Genomic DNA, 17259 nt, shown 5'->3' with positions numbered 1-17259 from the left:
GTCCACGCCGGCCGACGCGGCAGCCGCCGCCGACGCGGGAGCCGACGGCGCGGGCGCGGCCGGGTCGGCCACGGTGAAGCGGTACGACCCCTGGACCGGGTGGCCGTCGCGGGACACCACCCGGTACGCGACCGTGTAGGTGCCGTTGCCCAGCGGCTCGTCGATCGTCACCGTGCCGGTGGCACCGTTCACCGCCGGTGCGGAGGTGGGGACCTTACGCTGACCGGCGTCGCTGACCGTGATCGTGGTGAAGGAGGGGTTCAGCCCCTGCATGAACCGCAGCGTGACCTGCGTCGGCGCGGCGGTGAGCCGGGCGTCGCGCGCCGGTGTGGCCTCCTGGAGCGAGTTGTGCGCCGCCGCCGGCGTGGCCGGGACCAGCAGCAGGGCGGTGAAGACCGCGGCGAGCAGCGCGGTGACGGAACGGGTACGCATGACGCGCCTTCCTGTGCTGGTCAGCCGAGCAGTTGCCGGCCGATCCAGCCGCCCTCGGGGCAGCCGGGCGGTACGGCGAACACGGCGGAGCCGATCGGGGTGGTCCACTCGTTGAGCAGGTCGCGCTCGGCGAGCCGGCGTTGGATGGGCAGGAACTGACCGGCGATGTCGGCCTGGTACGAGGCGAAGACGAGCCCGCTGTCCGCGTCGCCCTCGGGCGTCGGCACGCCGTCGTAGTTGTACGGCCGGCGCAGGATCTTCTGCCGGTCGTCGGTGACGCGGGCCCGGGTCAGGTGCGAGAAGTCGGGGATGACGGTGAGCCCGTCGGGGCCGAGCGCGGCGAAGTCCGGCTCGTCGTGTTCGGCCCGGCCGGTCAGCGGCGCGCCGGTGTCGAGGCGCCGCCCGACGGCGAGTTCCCGGTCGGTGCGGCCCAGCAGGTCCCAGGTCTCCAGGTGCATGCTGATCCGCCGCACCACGAGCGTGGTCGAGTCCCGCAGCCAGTCCGGTCCGTCGGTCACCCACACCGCGGTGTCCGCCGGGGTGCCGGGCTTCGGGTTGGCGGTGCCGTCGAGCTGCCCGAACAGGTTGCGCTGGGTACGCCCGGGCTCGGCGCCGGCGGCCCGGCGGAAGCCCTGCTGCACCCAGCGGACGACGGCGAACGGACGGCTGTCCTTGACCAGGACCCGCTGGGCGTGGGCGACGGTGAGCGGGTCGTCGGCGCAGATCTGCAGCAGCAGGTCCCCGCCGGACCAGCGGGGTTGCAGCCGGTCGATGCCGAACGCGGGCAGCTCGGCCACCGAGGCGGGCCGCCGGTCGTCGAGCCCGGCGGCGGCGTAGAGCCCGGGACCGAAGCCGAACGTGACTGTCAGCCGGGCCGGCAGGACGCTCAGTTCCGGCTCGGTGTCGGCCAGCGCCGGGCGACCCTGGGTGAGCCGCGCCGCGTCGTCGGAGAGCAGCCGCAGCATCCGCCCGAGCGCCGCCCGGCCGGTGCCGGGGCGCAGCGTGAACGCGACGAACGCGGCGTGCGCCTGCGGGTCGGTGGTGACCCCGGACTGCCTGGTGCCGTGGAACGGCTCGACCGCGCTGCCCACCTGGGCGACCGGAACGGGCTCGGCGGGGCGTACCCCGGCAGTGCCGGAACGGACGGCGGTGAGGGCGCCGGCGCCGGCCAGCGCGCCCCCGGCGGCCATCGCGCCGCCGGTGAGCAGGCCGCGCCGGCTCACCCGGCGGGCCGTGGCGGGACTGTCGCTCATGACGCCGGGCTCATGCTCATTTCCGGCATCGGGGACTCACCGTGGCCGGGTGCGTAGGACTCCTGGGCGCCGGTGAACGGCTTCGCCACCGCGGTGAACGTCTGGGTCCGGCCGTCGGCGAAGGTGAGCGTGATGTCGAGCTGGTCGCCGGGGCGCACCGGGCGGGTCAGGTCCATCAGCATCAGGTGGTCGCCGCCGGGCTCCAGGGCGGCCTGGGAGCGGGCAGCGACCACGACGCCGCCCTGCTTCTGCCGCATCGCCATCTTGCCGTCGGTCATGGCCATCTCGTGGATCTCGGCCCGGGAGACGTCGGTGGTCACCCCGGTGATCGTGACGTCGGTGTCGCCGTCGTTGGCGAGCGTGGCGAACGCGGCGGTCATGCCCTTGTCGGCGGCCTTCACCCAGGGGTCGCGGACGGTGAGCACGCCCGCCGCCGCGCTCGCCGGAGCCGACGCCGAAGCCGAGGACGACGTGGCGGCGGACGGCGTGTCCGAGGACCCGCAGGCGGTGACCGACGCGGCGAGCATGGCGGCGCCGATCAGGGCCGCCGGGCGCAGGAACCGGCGGCGGGTGGTGCTGGGCATGACGTCGTCCCCTCGAAGATCCGGTGTTCGTACCGTTTGTCGGCGCGGTACGCCGGATAGTTCCGGCCGGGGCGGTCGATCACGTCACACCCCGCCCGGCGGACCGGCGCCGACCGGGGACCGGCGGTGTGGCCGGAAGGCATAATGGTTCCGGGTGTCACGTGGCGCGCCGGGCGCGGCCGCGGCCGGACGAGGGTGCCGGGCGGGTGCCCGGACGAGGGAGGCGACGGTGAGCCAGGTGACGACCGGGGCGACCCGCAACACCCGGCAGCGCGCCGAGGTGCTGGCGCTGCTGCGGGAGCTGGACGGCTTCCACAGCGCGCAGCAGCTGCACCAGATGCTCGTCCAGCGGCAGGCGAAGGTCGGCCTCACCACGGTGTACCGGACGCTGCAGATGCTCGTCGACAACGGCGAGATCGACTCGGCGCGGCTACCCGGCGGCGAGCACCTCTACCGGCGGTGCAGCCAGAGCCGCCATCACCACCACCTGGTCTGCCGCCGCTGCGGCCGGGCCGTGGAGGTGGCCGGCCCGGCCGTGGAGCGGTGGGCCGACCAGGTCGCCGCGCAGCACGGCTTCACCGACGTCGGGCACACCCTGGAGATCTTCGGTACCTGCGACCGCTGCGCCGCCTGAGCGGTGCCACGGGCGGGCGGTGGCCCGCCCGCCCGTGCGTCCGGTCAGCAGTTGCGCAGCGTGGGGGACTGGTTGAGCAGCTGGCCCCGGCTGGAGGTGAACCGGCGGTACGCCTCGGAGCCGGCCGCGCCGGGGCGGAAGGCCGCCACCCGGTGGCAGTTCTGGAACGCCAGCGTCACCCCGAAGTGCCGTTCCAGGCCGGCACGGATCGCGTCGCTGGCGAGTGCGCGCAGCAGTTGCCCGCGCTCGGCGTCGCCCGGCGGCGGCACCACGTTGTCGGCGAACTCGGCGTCGGACGCGGCCAGGTCGGCTGCGACCCGGCTGACCGTCTCCCACGCATACGGCAGGGAGTCACGGACGCAGGCCACGAACTCCTCCTCGTCCACGGGACCGGTCTCGGCGGCGTGCAGCAGGGCGGGCGGAACGGTGAGCGACATGGGTCCTCCGTCATCACTAACGAACACGGTTTCCATTACCGATTGAGCACACCACGCGGCGGAGGGCCCGTCAACTACCGGCGCACGCGAAACGGCGGGCGGACCCGAAGGCCCACCCGCCGTCCGGCGGTGCGACGTGTCAGCGCAGACGCGCCTCGATCGCCTCGATGACGCGGGGACGCAGCTCGGCGGCGCGGACCACCGCGTCCACCGAACCGACCTCGACCGCCCGCTGGATGCTGTGCACCCGGTCGAACTCGGCGGCCACCTCGCCCAGCTTCTCCGCCCGCACCGACGAGCGCAGCTCGTCCAGCTCGGCGGTGAGCGTCGCCCGCTCGGTGCCGGCCGCGGCGGCGACCTTCGCCTCCAGGTCGCGTACCCGCGCATCGGCGGCGGTGCGGGCGGCGACCTCGCCGGCGAACACCACGGCGGCGGCGGGCGCGCCACCGAGCACCGAGGCGAACGACCCCTCGATCGCTAGCACCGTCATGTCCGGGTTGAGTGCCTTGGAGAAGACCACGAACGCGCCGCCGTGGTAGCGCGAGATCACGCAGAACACGATCGGGCCGCGGAAGTTGACGATCGCCCGGCCGATCTCCGCGCCGTACTCCAGTTGCAGCTTGCGCATCGACTCGGGTGAGCCGTCGAAGCCGGACAGGTTGGCGAGCACCACAAGCGGCCGGTTGCCGCTGGCCGCGTTGATCGCCCGCGCGGCCTTCTTCGACGAGCGCGGGAACAGCGTGCCCGCGGTGTAGGTGTCCGGGCCGTCGGTGGGCGGGAAGCCGTGCCGGGGCACCGAGCGGGACTCGATGCCGAGCAGGCACACCGGGATGCCGCCGAGGTGCACGTCCTGCACTACAGCGGTCTCCGCGTCGGCCATGCCGGCCCACCGCTCCAGCACCGGGTGGTCCTGGTCGGCGAGGGCCCGCATCACGGTACGGATGTCGAACGGCTTCTTGCGGTCCGGATTCGCGGTGGCGGAGAAGATCTCGCCCACCGTGGCGAAGTCGCTGCCGGCCACCGCGTGCGGGTAACCGCAGATGTCCCGGTCCACCGGGTCCATGGTGACGGCCCGGCGCGGAGCGTCCTCGCCCGGCGCCACGTACGTGTGGTCGTAGTGCGCCATCAGCACGTCCCGCGCGGCCGGCAGGTCCGGCGCCCAGTACTGCGCCTGCCCGTTCGGGCCCATCACCCGGTCGTAGCCGCCGATGCCGAAGTTGTCCTCGGCGGAGACGCCGCCGGAGAAGTCGAGCGACTGCTTGCCGGTGAGCACCATCGCCGAGTCCGGCGTCATGACCAGCACGCCCTTGGTGTGCATGAGCATCGTCGCCTCGGCGTTCCAGTACGGCTGCGCGCCGACGTTGATGCCCGCCACCACGATGTTGATCTCACCGCCGTCCTGGGTGAACTCGACGATCCGCTTGAGCGCCGCGGCCACCCAGTCCATGTTCTCGGTGCCGGAGGTCATCGAGATCCGGGCACCGGCGGACAGCGCGTACCACTCCAGCGGCACGCCCATCCGCTGCGCCAGGTCCAGCGCGGCGATCACCCGCCGGCACTCCGGCTCGGACAGCGCGCCCAGCGACTTGGTCGGGTCGCCGAGCAGCACCACCCGGGTCACGCCCTGCGGGTGCCGCGGCGTCGGCGTGGTGACCACACCGGCCACGATCGCCGCCGTGTTGCGGCCCTTCGGCCGGTCCACCGGCACGAGCCGGTGGTCGGCGTCCAGGTCGTGCTCGGCGAAGTCACCGAGCAGGCCGGTCAGCTCGTACGGGTAGACCGTGTTGCGCCCGGCCGCGCGCAGCACCTTCAGCCGGTAGTCGTCAAGCGGCTCGACCGGCTCGGCCGGCGGCTCGCCCACCGTCAGCTGCGCGTGCCCGGTGACGTCGAACGTGATCCGCACGCCGACCTTGGTCAGCTCGCCGGTACGCCGGTCGCGCTGCCGCGCGATGAACAGGATCTCCTCCAGCTCGGCGCCCACTGTGGTCGGGCGTACCCGCCCGGCGATCAGCTCCATCTCCTCGCGGGTCAGCTCGCTCGGCGGCCACACGTAGACGACGATCCGGTTGGTCGGGAACCGCGACTTCGACGGCCGCCTCGACTGCGCCCGGCGGATCGAGTCGATGCAGGCCGCCACCGTGTCCTCGGTGGTCGGCAGCGCCACCAGCCGGCCGTCCTGCTCCCGCAGCCCGGTCAGGTCACGCACCTGCGCGAACGCGACCAGCCGCTGGTCGGACGGGTTCTGCCGGGCGACCGCCTGGAACAGGTAGACCTCCTCGTCCAGCGACGGCAGCCGGGTCAGGTCGAACTCGCGCAGCCGTTCCAGCTGCATCCGCTGCGCGATGTACGGGTGCAGGCCCCGGATCAGGCGCTCCTCGGCCATCCCGCCGTCCTGCGCCGGGCGGAACGTGACGTGGTGGTGCATCACCGCGCCGGCACGCCCGGCCACAGTGGTGGTGAGGCGGCGCACCTGCTGCGGCAGCGGGTGCGCGTTCACCACCTCCAGCAGAGCGGCGGCGGTGGCGTCCAGGTCCTCCGGCTGGTTCTCCCAGGCCAGGTAGACGTCCGCGTCGACGGCCTCGCAGTCCCGGGCCACCTCGGCCAGGCCGCGCAGCGCGTCGCCGAGCGCGTCGAACCGGACGGCGGCCGAGACCACGCTCGACCCGTCCCGCCCGGCCACCACGAACGTGCAGCCACCGGCGGTGCGGGTGCTGACCTCGGTGAGCGCCTTGTTGCCGTAGTAGCGGCGGGTCAGCACCTCCAGCATGGCCGCGTTGTCCACGTCGTTGCGGACCAGGCGCTGGCCGAGCAGCCGGACCAGCGGCTCGGTGCTGCGCACCATCTCGGCGATCCGCTCGGCGCGGTCCGGCGCGTCCGGCTGCGCGTCGAGGTGCCGCAGGTGGGTGCGGACCTGGGCGTAGACCCGGGCCCGGTTGCGGCGCAGCAGCGGCTGGGCGAACCAGGCGAACACCACGCCCCGGGCCAGGTCGGCGACCACCGGGAAGCGGACCTGGGTGGCCGCGACGAGCCGCTCCAGCGCGAGACCGGCCGGCTCGCGCAGCGCCTCGTCCGGCGGCGGCTCGCGCAGCCAGGAACGCAGCAGCGCGGCGATCACCGTGGCGTCGGCGGCGGCCCGCTGCTGGGCCAGGAAGATCCGGAAGACCGCGGCCTCCAGCTCGGGGGAGCGGTCCAGTTCGGTGACGCCGTAGTGGGCGAGCGCCTTGGCCAGGCGGGCCCGGAACGAGTCCGGCGAACCGGCCCGCTCGACGTCGAGGCTCTGCAGGTAGGTGTGGAAGTACTCGCGGGCGCTGTGCACGTGCCCGCCCGGCCCGTCGTCGCCGCCGGGCCGGTTACGGCTCAGCTCCGCCAGGTCGGCGAAGACGTTCACCAGTTCCAGTTCCTCGGCCAGCGGCCGGTGCCCCGCCTCGGTGGCCGCCCGCCGCGCGTCCAGGTAGTCGCCGAGCACCCGCCGCTCGTCGTGCGGGTCCACGTCGTAGCCGAGCAGCAGCGCGCACAGGTCCTCCTGGCCGCGCTCGGCCCGGGATCGCGCCGGCACGTCGGCGGGCGCCGTGGGCAGGTCCAGCTCGACAGCCGGTCCGGCCGGGCCGGCGGCCGCCTCGGTGCCCTCCTCGGCGATCGGCTCCAGGCGCAGCAGCGGCGCACCGGCCTCGACCTGGGTGCCCACCGCGACCGACGACTCCTTGAGGCGGGCCCGGAACGGCGCGCGCAGCACCGTCTCCATCTTCATCGCCTCCAGCACCAGCACCGGCGCGCCGGCCTCGACCTCCGCGCCGACCGCAAGTGGCGTGGCGACCACGAGCGCCGGCATGGGGGAGCGCAGCACGCCGCCCTCGTCGCGGCTGATCCGGTGCGTCACACCGTCCACCTCGACCAGGTGGACCGGGCCGTGGGTGTCGGTGAGCAGGCGGAACCGGGCGCCGTTGACGGCGATCTGGCCGGTGTGCCGGTCGAAGCGGTCCAGCTCGACATCCGCGGTGCGCACGTCGCCACCGGCCTCGACACCGACCCGGAACCGGTGCGCGCCGACCCGGGCCACCCGCATCCGGTAGGTCGCGCCGCGCAGCTTCAGGTCCAGCGGCCGGCCGCTGCGGTGCTGCACCTGCGGGCGTCCACCGGCCGCGGTGGACAGCAGCCGCTGCCGTTCGGCGGTCTCGTCCTCCTCGTACGCCTCGATCGCGGCGGCGGCCAGCGCGACGGCGGAGTGCCGGTGCGCGACCAGGCGGCCCTCGCCGCGTACCCGGTCGATCCAGCCGGTGTCCGCGCTGGCGTCGATCACCTCGGGCTGGTCGAGCAGCTCGAGCACGAAGCTCTTGTTCGTCGCGCCGCCGGCGATGACCACAGTGGTGTTCGCCATCGCCCGCCGCAGGCGGCCCAGCGCCTCGTCCCGGTCCCGGCCGTACGCGATGATCTTCGCGATCATGGAGTCGAAGTCGGCCGGGATGGTGTCGCCCTCGCTGACCCCGGTGTCGACCCGGATGCCGGGGCCGGCGGGCAGGTCCAGCCGGGTGATCCGGCCGGGGGAGGGCGCGAAGTCGCGGTCCGGGTCCTCGGCGTTGAGCCGCGCTTCGATCGCGTGCCCGCGCTCGACCGGCGGCTCACCGGTGAGGCGGCCTCCGCCGGCCACGTGCAGCTGCGCCTTGACCAGGTCGAACCCGGTGGTCGACTCGGTGATCGGGTGCTCGACCTGCAGGCGCGTGTTGACCTCCAGGAACGCGAACAGCCGGTCGCCCGGGTGGTAGAGGAACTCGACGGTGGCCGCGCCCCGGTACCCGACCGCGACCGCCAGCCGCTCCGCCGACGCCTTCAGCTCCGCGGTCTGCTCCGGGCTCAGCACCGGCGACGCGGACTCCTCGATCACCTTCTGGTTGCGCCGCTGCACCGAGCAGTCCCGTACCCCGAGCGCCCACGCGGTGCCCTGACCGTCGGCGATCACCTGGACCTCGACGTGCCGGGCACCGGTGACCAGGCGCTCCAGGAACACCACGCCGCTGCCGAACGCCCGCGCCGCCTCCTGGCTGGTGCGCTCATAGGCGTCGGCCAGCTCGGCGTCGCTGCGGATCACCCGGATGCCGCGCCCGCCGCCACCGGCTGTCGCCTTGAGCATCAGCGGGTAGCCGATCGAGGCCGCCGCGCGCAGCGCGTCGTCCAGGCTCTCCACCGCGCCGCGGCTCCACGGCGCGACCGGCACGCCGACCTCCTCGGCGATCAGCTTCGCGCCGATCTTGTCGCCGAGCTTGCGCATGGCGTCCGGGCTGGGCCCGACGAACGTCACGCCGATCTTCTCGCACAGCTCGGCGAACGCCGGGTCCTCGGCCACGAAACCCCAGCCCACCCACGCGGCGTCCGCGCCGGTCTCGACCAGCGCGCGTTCCAGGGTCTTCAGGTCGAGGTACGGGCGGGCGGACGCGGGGCCCAGGTCGTAGGCGACGTCCGCCTCGCGGACGAAGGTGGCGGTACGGTCGACGTCGGTGTACAGCGCGACGGTCTCGATCCGGCTGCCGGTCTCCGCGGCCAGTTCCCGGACCGCGTGGATGAGCCGCATCGCGGCCTCACCACGGTTGACGATGGCGACACGGGTGAACACGTGACCGTCCCCTTCGGTTGACCCACTCCTGCGCGCCGGGCGCGGCGATGCCCCCGGCTCGCCTCACCTTTCCGGCTGTGCGCGGGCGGCGCCATGTCGTAACGGCCGAAGCCTGAGCGGGGACCGTTGTAGGAACCGAACAAAAGTTTTTAGCCAGCCACTCACTACCCGCCGGTACGCGATACGGCGCCGGACCCGAGCGGGTCCGGCGCCGTATATCGCCTGCGCTGCGTGCTCAGCCCGGGATCTCCCGGGGGTCGCGGCTGCGGGGGTACGTGTTCTTCTCGCCGATCGTGCCGTCCTGCTTCTTGATCACGTGCTCGGCGCCGCGCTCGGCCGCCATCTCCCGGCCGGCCGCCTCGGCCTCCGCCTTGGTGTCGTGGCGGCTGGTCGCGCGCTCGTTGCCCTCCGGGCGGTTCTTCCACTGCCCGTCCTGCTGGTAGGTGTCGATGTCGCCCTTCGCCATGCCGTCAGCTCCCTCGTTCGCGTGTCCGATGACAAATGTCTGCCCATGCGAGGGGAGTGCTAATCCTGACGGCGCCGGACAATCCGGGCCGGGCGGGGGAGGGACCCCGCCCGGCCCGGTGGTTCACGCGGCGGCGTGCAGGCCCTGCCAGGCGCCGTACCCGCCGAGCAGGTCGGACACGTCGGCGTGCCCGGCGTTGCGCAGCAGGCTGGCGGCGACCGAGGAGCGGTAGCCGCCGGCGCAGTGCACGACGACCGGCCGGCCGGTGGGCACCTCGCCGAGGCGGTGGGTCAGTTCGGCCAGCGGGATGTGCCGGGAGCCGTCCACCGCGCCCTGCTCCCGCTCCCCGGCGTTGCGGACGTCGAGCACCACCGGCGCGTCCGGACCGTCGAGGGCCGCGCGCAGCTCGGTGGCGGTGACCCGGCTCGCCCGCGTCATCTCGGCGACCATCTCCAGGAAGGCGCCCTCGGGCTCGCGCAGGTAGCCGATCACCCGGTCGAAGCCGATCCGGGCGAGGCGGACGACGATCTCCTCCTCCCGGTCCTGCGGAGCCACCACGAGCACCGGCCGGTCCGGCGCGACGACACTGCCGGCGGTCTCGGCGAACCGGCCGTCGGCCGGCACGTTGAGCGCGCCGCGCAGGTGCCCGGTCGCGTACTCCTGCGGGTCGCGGGCGTCGACCACGACGGCGCCGTCGGCCCGGGCGGCCAGGAACTCGGCCGGGGTGAGCGGGCGGGCCGGCCGGGCGTGGTCGAACAGCTCCCGCGCCTTGCGGTTCAGCACCGCGTCGAAGGCGAAGTAGCCGGGCGCGGCCGGCTGCCCGCCGGTGACCAGGGCGAGGAAGCGCTCCTCGCTCATCGGGGCGCAGGCGTAGTTGGTGCGGCGTTGCTCGCCGATGGTGGACTGCCGTTCGGTGGACAGGTTCTTGCCGCAGGCCGAGCCGGCGCCGTGGGCGGGGAAGACGCGCACCTCGTCGGGCAGGCCCATCAGCTTGTGCTGCACGCTGTCGTAGAGCATGCGGCCGAGTTCCTCGGCGGTCACGCCGAACGAGGCGAGCAGGTCGGGGCGGCCCACGTCGCCGATGAACAGCGCGTCGCCGGTCAGCACGCCGTACGGGACCGGGTCGTCGGCGTGCTCGTAGACCAGGATGCTGATCGACTCCGGCGTGTGGCCCGGGGTCTCCATGATCTCCAGGGTCACGTCGCCGAGGCTGATCCGTTCGCCGTCGGTGAGCTTGCGGCTCGGGTACTCGGTCTCGGCCCGGCTCCCGTAGCCGATCCAGGCGCCGGTCGCGGCGGCCACCTCGAGGTGCCCGGCGAGGAAGTCGGCGTGGAAGTGGGTGTTGACGACGCCCTCGATGGTCAGGCCGTGCGCCTTCGCGTCGGTGAGGTACTCGTCGATGTCCCGGCGCGGGTCGACGAGCACGGCGCGGCCGGTGCGGTCGTCGGCGATCAGGTACGAGGCCTGGGACAGGCAGTCGAGGTAGTACTGGGTGAACAACATGAGCCGCACTCCTTCGCGCAGTGATGTCGGGCGATACGGCAACTGTAGCGCATACCCCGGGGGGTATATTCCGGAGGCGGCTGCCGCCCTGAAATGTTTGCCGGAACGGCAAGGTTCCTTGCTGACCGGTGGGCCCCGGCGCACGATGGCGAGGGCCCGGGCGGGCAGACGCCCGGCGGCGAGGAGGCAGACATGACGGGGCACCACCACGAGCACCCGGCGGCGGACACCGACCCGGCCCGGTTCTGGGACGAGCGGTACGGCCAGCAGGACCGGATCTGGAGCGGCCGGGTCAACCCGGTCCTGGCCGAGGTGGCCGGCGCGCTGCCCCCGGGCGACGTGCTCGACCTGGGCAGCGGTGAGGGCGGCGACGCGGTGTGGCTGGCGTCGCACGGCTGGCGGGTCACCGCCGTGGACATCTCGTCAGTCGCGCTGGACCGCCTCGCCGTGGAGGCCGAACGGGCCGGGGTGGCGGAGCGGATCACCACCGTCCGGCACGACCTCACCCAGGGCTTCCCGCCCGGCCGGTACGACCTGGTGTCCGCGCAGTTCTTCCAGTCGCCGCTGGTCCTGCCCCGGGAGAAGGTGCTGCCCCCGGCGGCCGAGGCGGTCGCGCCCGGTGGCCGGCTGCTCTTCGTCGAGCACGGCGCGCCGCCGCCCTGGGCCGGGCCCGACACCGGCCACCACCGGTTCGCCGAACCCGAGGAGATCCTGGCCGCGATGAACCTCGACCCGGACGGCTGGGACACCGAGCGGCTGGGCGCGGCGCGCCGTACCGCCACCGGCCCGGACGGCCAGACCGGCGAGCTGATCGACCACGTGGTCCTGGTGCGGCGCCGCTGACCCCGGTCAGGCCCGGGCCGTCGGCCGGGTCAGCAGCAGCACCAGCAGCCCGGCCGCGCACAGCGCGGTGCTCATGCCGTACGCCCACCGGTAGCCGACCTGCGCGGAGAGCCCGAGCAGCGGCCCGGCGAGCATGGCGCCGATCGGGAACGTGTTTGTGAACAGCGTGGTGGCCCGGCCCGGCTCGCCCGGCAGCAGATCCTGCACGTAGGCGATGCCGACGCCGGACACCGCGGCGATGAACAGCGCGTTCACCGGCTGCGCGAACAGCAGGAACGGCACGCTCGGCGCCAGCGCGGCGGCCGCGTAGTAGGCGACCCCGCAGGCGCCGCCGACCAGGATCAGCGGCCGCAGCCGGACCCGCGCGGTCAGCGCGCCCAGCCCGAGGATCAGCGGGATCTCCAGCGCCGCGCACAGGCCCAGCACCAGCCCGGCGCGGGAGGGGTCGTCGTTCAGTTCGGTGTCGATGAACAGCGGCATCGCCTGCACGCCGACCGTCAGCGGGCACTGGAGCAGGACGAACGCGAGCGCCGTCAGCGCCAGCCGCAGCCGGGACGCGCCGGGCGGGCCGGGCACCGCGCCGTCCGGATCGGCCGCGACCGGCCGCGCCGGCAGCGGCAGTTCCTCCAGCCGGAACGCGGCCACCAGCGCGGCCAGCGCGTACATGACGGCGGCCATGCCGTAGACCAGGCGGAAGCCGCCGACGTCGAGCAGCACCGCGGCCAGCGCCGGCCCGGCCACCCAGGCGACCGAGAAGACGGTACGCATGAGGCTGACGCCGAACGCGGCCCGCGTCGGATCGTCCCTGTCGAACAGCGCCCGGGTGTACGCGAACGACTGCGGGAACAGCGAGTTCGCCAGCGCGGTGGCGGTCGCGGTCAGCCCCAGCAGGATCCAGTAGTCGCGGACGTACGCGGTCGTCCCCGCGCCCACCACACCGGCCAGCGCGGCGCCGACAAGCAGCGCGCGCCGGATCGGCAGGCGGTCCGACAGCCGGCCGATCAGCGCGGAGGCGACCACCCCGGACAGCGGGGCGACGACCAGGAACACGGTCACCCGTACCGGACTGGCGTGGACCTCCCGGTCGAGGAACAGCGACAGGAACGGCAGCACCACGGCGGTGGACAGACCGACGGTCAGGAAGACCACACCCAGCGGGAGCAGCCGGAATCGGCCGGCGCGAACCGCCGGCCTCGTGTCCACAGCCATGCGGCGGACTGTACGCGGCGGCGGCGCGGCGGCCGACCGGGTTTCCGCAGCCCGGACAGTCCCGGTGCTCAGCCGGCCGGTCGGGGCGGTACGCCGGCCCGGTCGCAGGCCTCCCGGTACATGCGCACCACCTCCCGGCGGATCTGCGCCCGTTCGGTGAGCCGGTGGGCGAACGGGACGCGCACCGGGACCTCCGTGCCGCCCACGGTGACGGCGAAGTCCATACCGTCGGCGTCCAGGCCGGTGGTGCGGGCCGCGGTGGCGTCCGGCCGGCCGCCGAGCGTACGGCAGATCAGCAGCGCGTCCCCGGCGTGGTCGTCGTTCATGTGCCGGCTGACGGCGGCGACCACCTCCGGCGGAAACCCGGCGCTCACGCGGCGCCCTCCCGGCCGTTCGCCGCCACCAGGCGACCCAGGTCGGTGAAGACCGCGATGTTGTGCTCGTACGCCACCAGCACCTCGTCGCGCAGCGCGACGCGGCCGGCCTCGTCCAGCGTGAGCGCGTCCAGCCTCGCCCGGTAGGCGTCCTTGTACGACTTCGGGTCGCTGATCCGCGGGAAGTGGTAGAACGACGCCCCGGCCTCGCCGGTCACCCCGTAGTACCGGGCCACGCAGCGCCCGATGTGCCGCCCGCCGGACAGGTCGCCGAGATAGCGGATGTAGTGGTGCGCGATGAACCGCTCGGGCGATCCGGCGCAGGCCGAGGTGATCCGCGCGGCGTACGCGACAGCGGCCGGGATCGGCTCCATCACCTCGCGCCAGCGCGGCCCGAGCAGGAACCGCAGGTCGGCGGCGAGCGCGGGCAGCCGGGTCAGCGCGTCGTCGACGAACGGGCCGGCCAGCGGATCGTCGCGCATCGTCTCCGCGACGCCCTCCAGCGCCGCGTAGATGCCGTGGTGCGCGACGACGAGCGCGGTGTAGCCGGCCACGTCGAGTTCACCCGCGGTGAGCGCGGAGACGTACCGCTGGGACTCGGCGCTCCGGTGCGCGTCGCGCGTCTCGGCGCGCAGCCGGGCCGCGAACGTCTGGGTATCCATCTGCTATCTCTCCTCGTCGACTGACGGTCTTGCGGGCCGGCCCCGTCGGGGCACGATCAGCGGCAGCTCGTCACGGGGGTGGGGGACGACGTCGATGTCGTACCGGTAGACCTCGCTGAGCAGCGGGGCGGTGAGCACCTCGCGCGGTGCCCCGGCGGCGCGGACGCGTCCGTCGCCGAGCAGGGTCACGGTGTCCGCGTACGCCCCGGTCAGCGTCAGGTCGTGCAGCACCACGACCACGGCGTCCCCGGCGCGGGCCCGCTCCCGGGCGATGTGCATGACCAGTTCCTGGTGCCGCAGGTCGAGCGCGGCGGTCGGCTCGTCGAGCAGCAGCGTGGTGGCCCGCTGCGCCAGGACCCGGGCCAGCGCGGCGCGAGCCTGCTCGCCGCCGGACAGCGCGGGGTACGGCCGGGCCGCGAAGCGGGCGACGTCGCAGCGTTCGAGCACGTCGGCGACGACGGCGTCGTCCTGTTCCCGCTCGGGTCGCCCGGCCCACGGCGCCCGGCCCATCCGCACCACCTCCCCGACGGTGAACGGGAAGCTGAGCGTGTTGCGCTGGGCGAGGATGGCGCGGCGCCAGGCCAGCTCCACCGGGCTCCACGACTCGCGGGGCAGCCCGTCGACCTCGATCCGGCCGGCGGCGGCCGGTACGTCACCGCTGATCGCGCCGAGCAGCGTCGACTTCCCGGCGCCGTTCGGCCCGACCAGGGCGTGCACCTCGCCGGCGCGTACCTCAAGGTCGATCCCGTCGAGCACGGGCCGGCCGGCGCGTTCGACGCGCAGCCCCGCCACCCCGATCCGGAGGTGCCCGGCGGGCGCCGTCTCCGGGGGGCGGGCGGCGGCGAACCGGCGTGGCGTACGCGGAAGGCTCATCCCCAGCCTCCGGCCCGGTCGCGAGTGCGGCGCAGCAGCCAGAAGAACGCCGGACCGCCGATGACCGCGGTGAGCACGCCGAGGGGCAGCTCCTGGTGCTCGACGAGGGTACGCGCCGCGAGGTCGGCGCCGATCACCACGACGGCCCCGCCGAGCGCGCTGGCGATCAGCAGCACCCGATGGCCCGGTCCGGCGACCATCCGGATCAGGTGCGGCACGACCAGTCCGACGAAACTGATGATGCCGGTGAACGCGACAGCGGCGGCGCCGAGCAGCGCGGTGACGACGATCAGCCGCAGCCGCAGGCGTTCGGTGTTGACACCGAGGTGCCGCGCGGCGGGTTCACCGAGCGCGAGCAGGTCGAGGCGGCGCGCGTCGGCGCAGGCGACGGCGAGGCCGGCGAGCAGGCACGGCGCGGCGAGACCGACTGCCGTCCAACTGGCCTGGGCGAGGCTGCCGAGGTTCCAGAACGCGATGGCCTGCACGCCGGACTGGTCGGTGACGAACATGAGCAGCCCGATCACCGAGCCGGCGACCGCGTTGACCGCGACGCCGGTCAGGACCAGCGTCACCACCTCGGTCCGGCCCCCGGAGCGGGCCAGCGCGTACACCAGGTAGGTGGTGGCGAGGCCGCCGGCGAAGGCGGCGAGCGGCACGGTCCATCCGCCCACGACGGTGACGCCGGTGACGATGGCCAGGGCGGCGCCGACAGCCGCGCCGGCCGACACCCCGATCACGCCGGGCTCGGCGAGCGGGTTGCCGAAGACGCCCTGCATGACCGCGCCGGCGCAGCCGAGGGCGGCACCGACGACGGCCGCCAGCAGCACCCGGGGGAAGCGGACGATCCAGAGCGCGTTCTCGCCCTGTGCCGCCGACGGCAGCGGACCGAGGTCCAGCCCGAGGCGGTGCAGCACGGAGCCGAGCACCTCCGCGGGGGAGATCGCCACCTGGCCGCGCCCGGCCGCCAGCAGGGCGACGAGCACCAGGGCGACGCCGAGCCCGGCCACCAGTACGGTGCCCCGCCGGCCGGGGGACCGGGGCGCGCCGGTGACCGTCGCCGGGGCGGCGGCGGGCGCGGGCCGCTTCCGTAGCGTGGTCACGACGGGTCCTCGCACGAGTAGACGGCGCGGGCGAGGGCCTGGACGACCCGGCCGGATCGGACGCCGAAGGTGAGCAGCGTGCCGTCGGCCATGTCGACGACGCGCCGGTTGGCCCCGGCCGGCGTCTGCGCCACGCCGGGCAGCTCGACCAGGCCGTCCACGCCGCCGACGGAGGCGAGCCCGGCGCTCATCACCAGGATCACGTCGGGCGCGGCGTTGATGAGGCCCTCGCTGGTCAGCGGACGGAACTTGGACAGCCCGGCGGCGCTGCCGGCGTCGACGCCGCCGATCGCCTCGATCATCGCGTCGGACCCGGCGCCCCGGCCGCCGATCAGGTACACCCCGGCGGTGCCGCGCAGGTAGAGGAACGCGATCCTCGGCGCTCGGCCCGCCGGGGCGGTACGCCGGGCCTCGGCGATCTCGCTCCGCACGCGGGTCACCAGCCGCTCCCCGGCCTCGGGTACGCCGAGCGCCGCCGCGATCGCGCGGATGTGCGCCGGTACGCCGTCGAGGGTCGGCTCGGCAGGTACCCGCACGACCGGGATGCCGGCGGCGCGGAGCTGGCGCAGCACCTCGGGCGGCCCGACGCCGTCGTCGACGAGCACGACGCTCGGGTCGAGGTCGAGCACCGCCTCGGCGGAGAGGTCGTGCCCGCCCGGGGTGACCACCGGCAGGTGTGCGGCGGCGGGGAACGTGGTCGAGGTGTCCCGCCCGATGACGTTGCCGCCCAGGCCGAGGCCGAAGACGATCTCGGCGATCGAGCCGTGCAGGTTCACCGGGAGGATGCGGCTGACGTCGTCGACAGTCACCGTCGTGCCGTCGCCGGAGCGGACGGTGGCCGGCAGCGCGGGCGTGGGCGCCGGGCGGACCGGGTCGACGTCGGCGTCGGCGTCGTCCACCGTAGCGGTGACCGGGCCGCAGCCGGAGGCGGTCGGCGTACCCGATCGGCCCGGCGCGGCGCAGCCGGTCGCCGCCATGGTCAGCGCGAGCAGCGCGACGAGCGGTCGGCGGCCCGGTCGCCGGTGCGGGCGGCTCACCGGCCGGCACCGCGACGGCGCCGCCACCGGCCGAGGGCGACCAGGACAACCAGGGCCAGTGCGGCGGCCACCACCCCGACTGTCCATCCGCGTCCGGCCCCGGAGGTGTCGCTGACCCGCGTGACGTGGAGGTCGGAGGCCGCGGCCTGCGACGGCGCCCCGGGGCCGGGGGCGGGGGCCGGCGGTGCCGGCGCCCCCGCCGCGGTGTGTTTTTAACAACTGAAGCTGCCGCCGAATGTGTCGTGGG

The 17259-nt window shown here is 74.5% G+C and carries 15 protein-coding genes; 2 read left to right on the top strand and 13 right to left on the bottom strand.

Annotated features, from left to right (window positions below):
* From AC2CHG_RS22440 to AC2CHG_RS22430, 3 genes are all read right to left on the bottom strand, one after another.
* On the bottom strand, positions 1–432 hold a 432-nt coding region (locus AC2CHG_RS22440; protein ID WP_484525505.1), incomplete at its 3' end, for a copper resistance CopC family protein.
* Between the two features lie 20 nt (positions 433–452).
* Entirely contained in the window at positions 453–1685 is a 1233-nt protein-coding gene (locus AC2CHG_RS22435; protein WP_484525504.1) for a Dyp-type peroxidase, read from the bottom strand.
* The gene (locus AC2CHG_RS22430) at positions 1682–2269 is read right to left on the bottom strand and encodes a copper chaperone PCu(A)C (protein WP_366619553.1); all 588 of its coding nucleotides are present in this window, start codon (positions 2267–2269) and stop codon (positions 1682–1684) included. The genes AC2CHG_RS22435 and AC2CHG_RS22430 overlap by 4 nt, the downstream gene beginning before the upstream one ends.
* 229 nt (positions 2270–2498) lie before the next feature.
* Here AC2CHG_RS22430 and AC2CHG_RS22425 point away from each other — a divergent pair, with 229 nt between their 5' ends.
* Positions 2499–2903: a Fur family transcriptional regulator gene (locus AC2CHG_RS22425; RefSeq protein WP_194799099.1), complete on the top strand. Its 405-nt coding sequence runs from the start codon at positions 2499–2501 to the stop codon at positions 2901–2903.
* Positions 2904–2947: 44 nt separating this feature from the next.
* Here AC2CHG_RS22425 and AC2CHG_RS22420 read toward each other — a convergent pair whose 3' ends face one another.
* From AC2CHG_RS22420 to AC2CHG_RS22405, 4 genes are all read right to left on the bottom strand, one after another.
* Positions 2948–3340: an SCO5389 family protein gene (locus AC2CHG_RS22420; RefSeq protein WP_366619556.1), complete on the bottom strand. Its 393-nt coding sequence runs from the start codon at positions 3338–3340 to the stop codon at positions 2948–2950.
* A gap of 139 nt (positions 3341–3479) precedes the next feature.
* Positions 3480–8945, bottom strand: a complete 5466-nt coding sequence (locus tag AC2CHG_RS22415) for an ATP-binding protein (protein WP_484525503.1) — start codon at positions 8943–8945, stop codon at positions 3480–3482.
* Positions 8946–9180: 235 nt separating this feature from the next.
* The gene (locus tag AC2CHG_RS22410; RefSeq protein WP_013286814.1) at positions 9181–9411 is read right to left on the bottom strand and encodes a DUF2188 domain-containing protein; all 231 of its coding nucleotides are present in this window, start codon (positions 9409–9411) and stop codon (positions 9181–9183) included.
* 123 nt (positions 9412–9534) lie between these two features.
* Positions 9535–10914, bottom strand: coding sequence for an MBL fold metallo-hydrolase (locus AC2CHG_RS22405; RefSeq protein WP_262011891.1), 1380 nt, complete (start codon positions 10912–10914; stop codon positions 9535–9537).
* Positions 10915–11106: 192 nt separating this feature from the next.
* Between AC2CHG_RS22405 and AC2CHG_RS22400 the strand changes: the two genes are divergently transcribed.
* On the top strand, positions 11107–11757 hold the full coding sequence (locus AC2CHG_RS22400; protein WP_484525502.1) for a class I SAM-dependent methyltransferase: 651 nt from the start codon (positions 11107–11109) through the stop codon (positions 11755–11757).
* 6 nt (positions 11758–11763) lie between these two features.
* On the opposite strand, the gene AC2CHG_RS22395 is transcribed toward AC2CHG_RS22400, so the two are convergent.
* The 6 genes from AC2CHG_RS22395 to AC2CHG_RS22370 all read right to left on the bottom strand — a co-directional run bounded on the left by AC2CHG_RS22395 (position 11764) and on the right by AC2CHG_RS22370 (position 17012).
* The gene (locus AC2CHG_RS22395) at positions 11764–12966 is read right to left on the bottom strand and encodes a sugar efflux transporter (protein ID WP_402810835.1); all 1203 of its coding nucleotides are present in this window, start codon (positions 12964–12966) and stop codon (positions 11764–11766) included.
* A gap of 68 nt (positions 12967–13034) precedes the next feature.
* Positions 13035–13340, bottom strand: coding sequence for a DUF2470 domain-containing protein (locus tag AC2CHG_RS22390; RefSeq protein ID WP_484525501.1), 306 nt, complete (start codon positions 13338–13340; stop codon positions 13035–13037).
* Positions 13337–14002, bottom strand: a complete 666-nt coding sequence (locus AC2CHG_RS22385) for a biliverdin-producing heme oxygenase (RefSeq protein WP_484525500.1) — start codon at positions 14000–14002, stop codon at positions 13337–13339. Before AC2CHG_RS22385 ends, AC2CHG_RS22390 begins: the two co-directional genes overlap by 4 nt.
* A gap of 3 nt (positions 14003–14005) precedes the next feature.
* On the bottom strand, positions 14006–14875 hold the full coding sequence (locus AC2CHG_RS22380; RefSeq protein WP_262011886.1) for a heme ABC transporter ATP-binding protein: 870 nt from the start codon (positions 14873–14875) through the stop codon (positions 14006–14008).
* Positions 14872–15975: a FecCD family ABC transporter permease gene (locus AC2CHG_RS22375; RefSeq protein WP_262011885.1), complete on the bottom strand. Its 1104-nt coding sequence runs from the start codon at positions 15973–15975 to the stop codon at positions 14872–14874. Before AC2CHG_RS22375 ends, AC2CHG_RS22380 begins: the two co-directional genes overlap by 4 nt.
* Complete coding sequence (locus tag AC2CHG_RS22370; protein ID WP_484525499.1) at positions 15972–17012, bottom strand: heme/hemin ABC transporter substrate-binding protein; 1041 nt, start codon at positions 17010–17012, stop codon at positions 15972–15974. Before AC2CHG_RS22370 ends, AC2CHG_RS22375 begins: the two co-directional genes overlap by 4 nt.
* Positions 17013–17259 lie beyond the last annotated feature (247 nt).

The sequence above is a fragment of the Micromonospora sp. ATLC20 genome (genome assembly GCF_057196585.1).
This window is presented reverse-complemented; position numbering and strand designations above follow the sequence as displayed.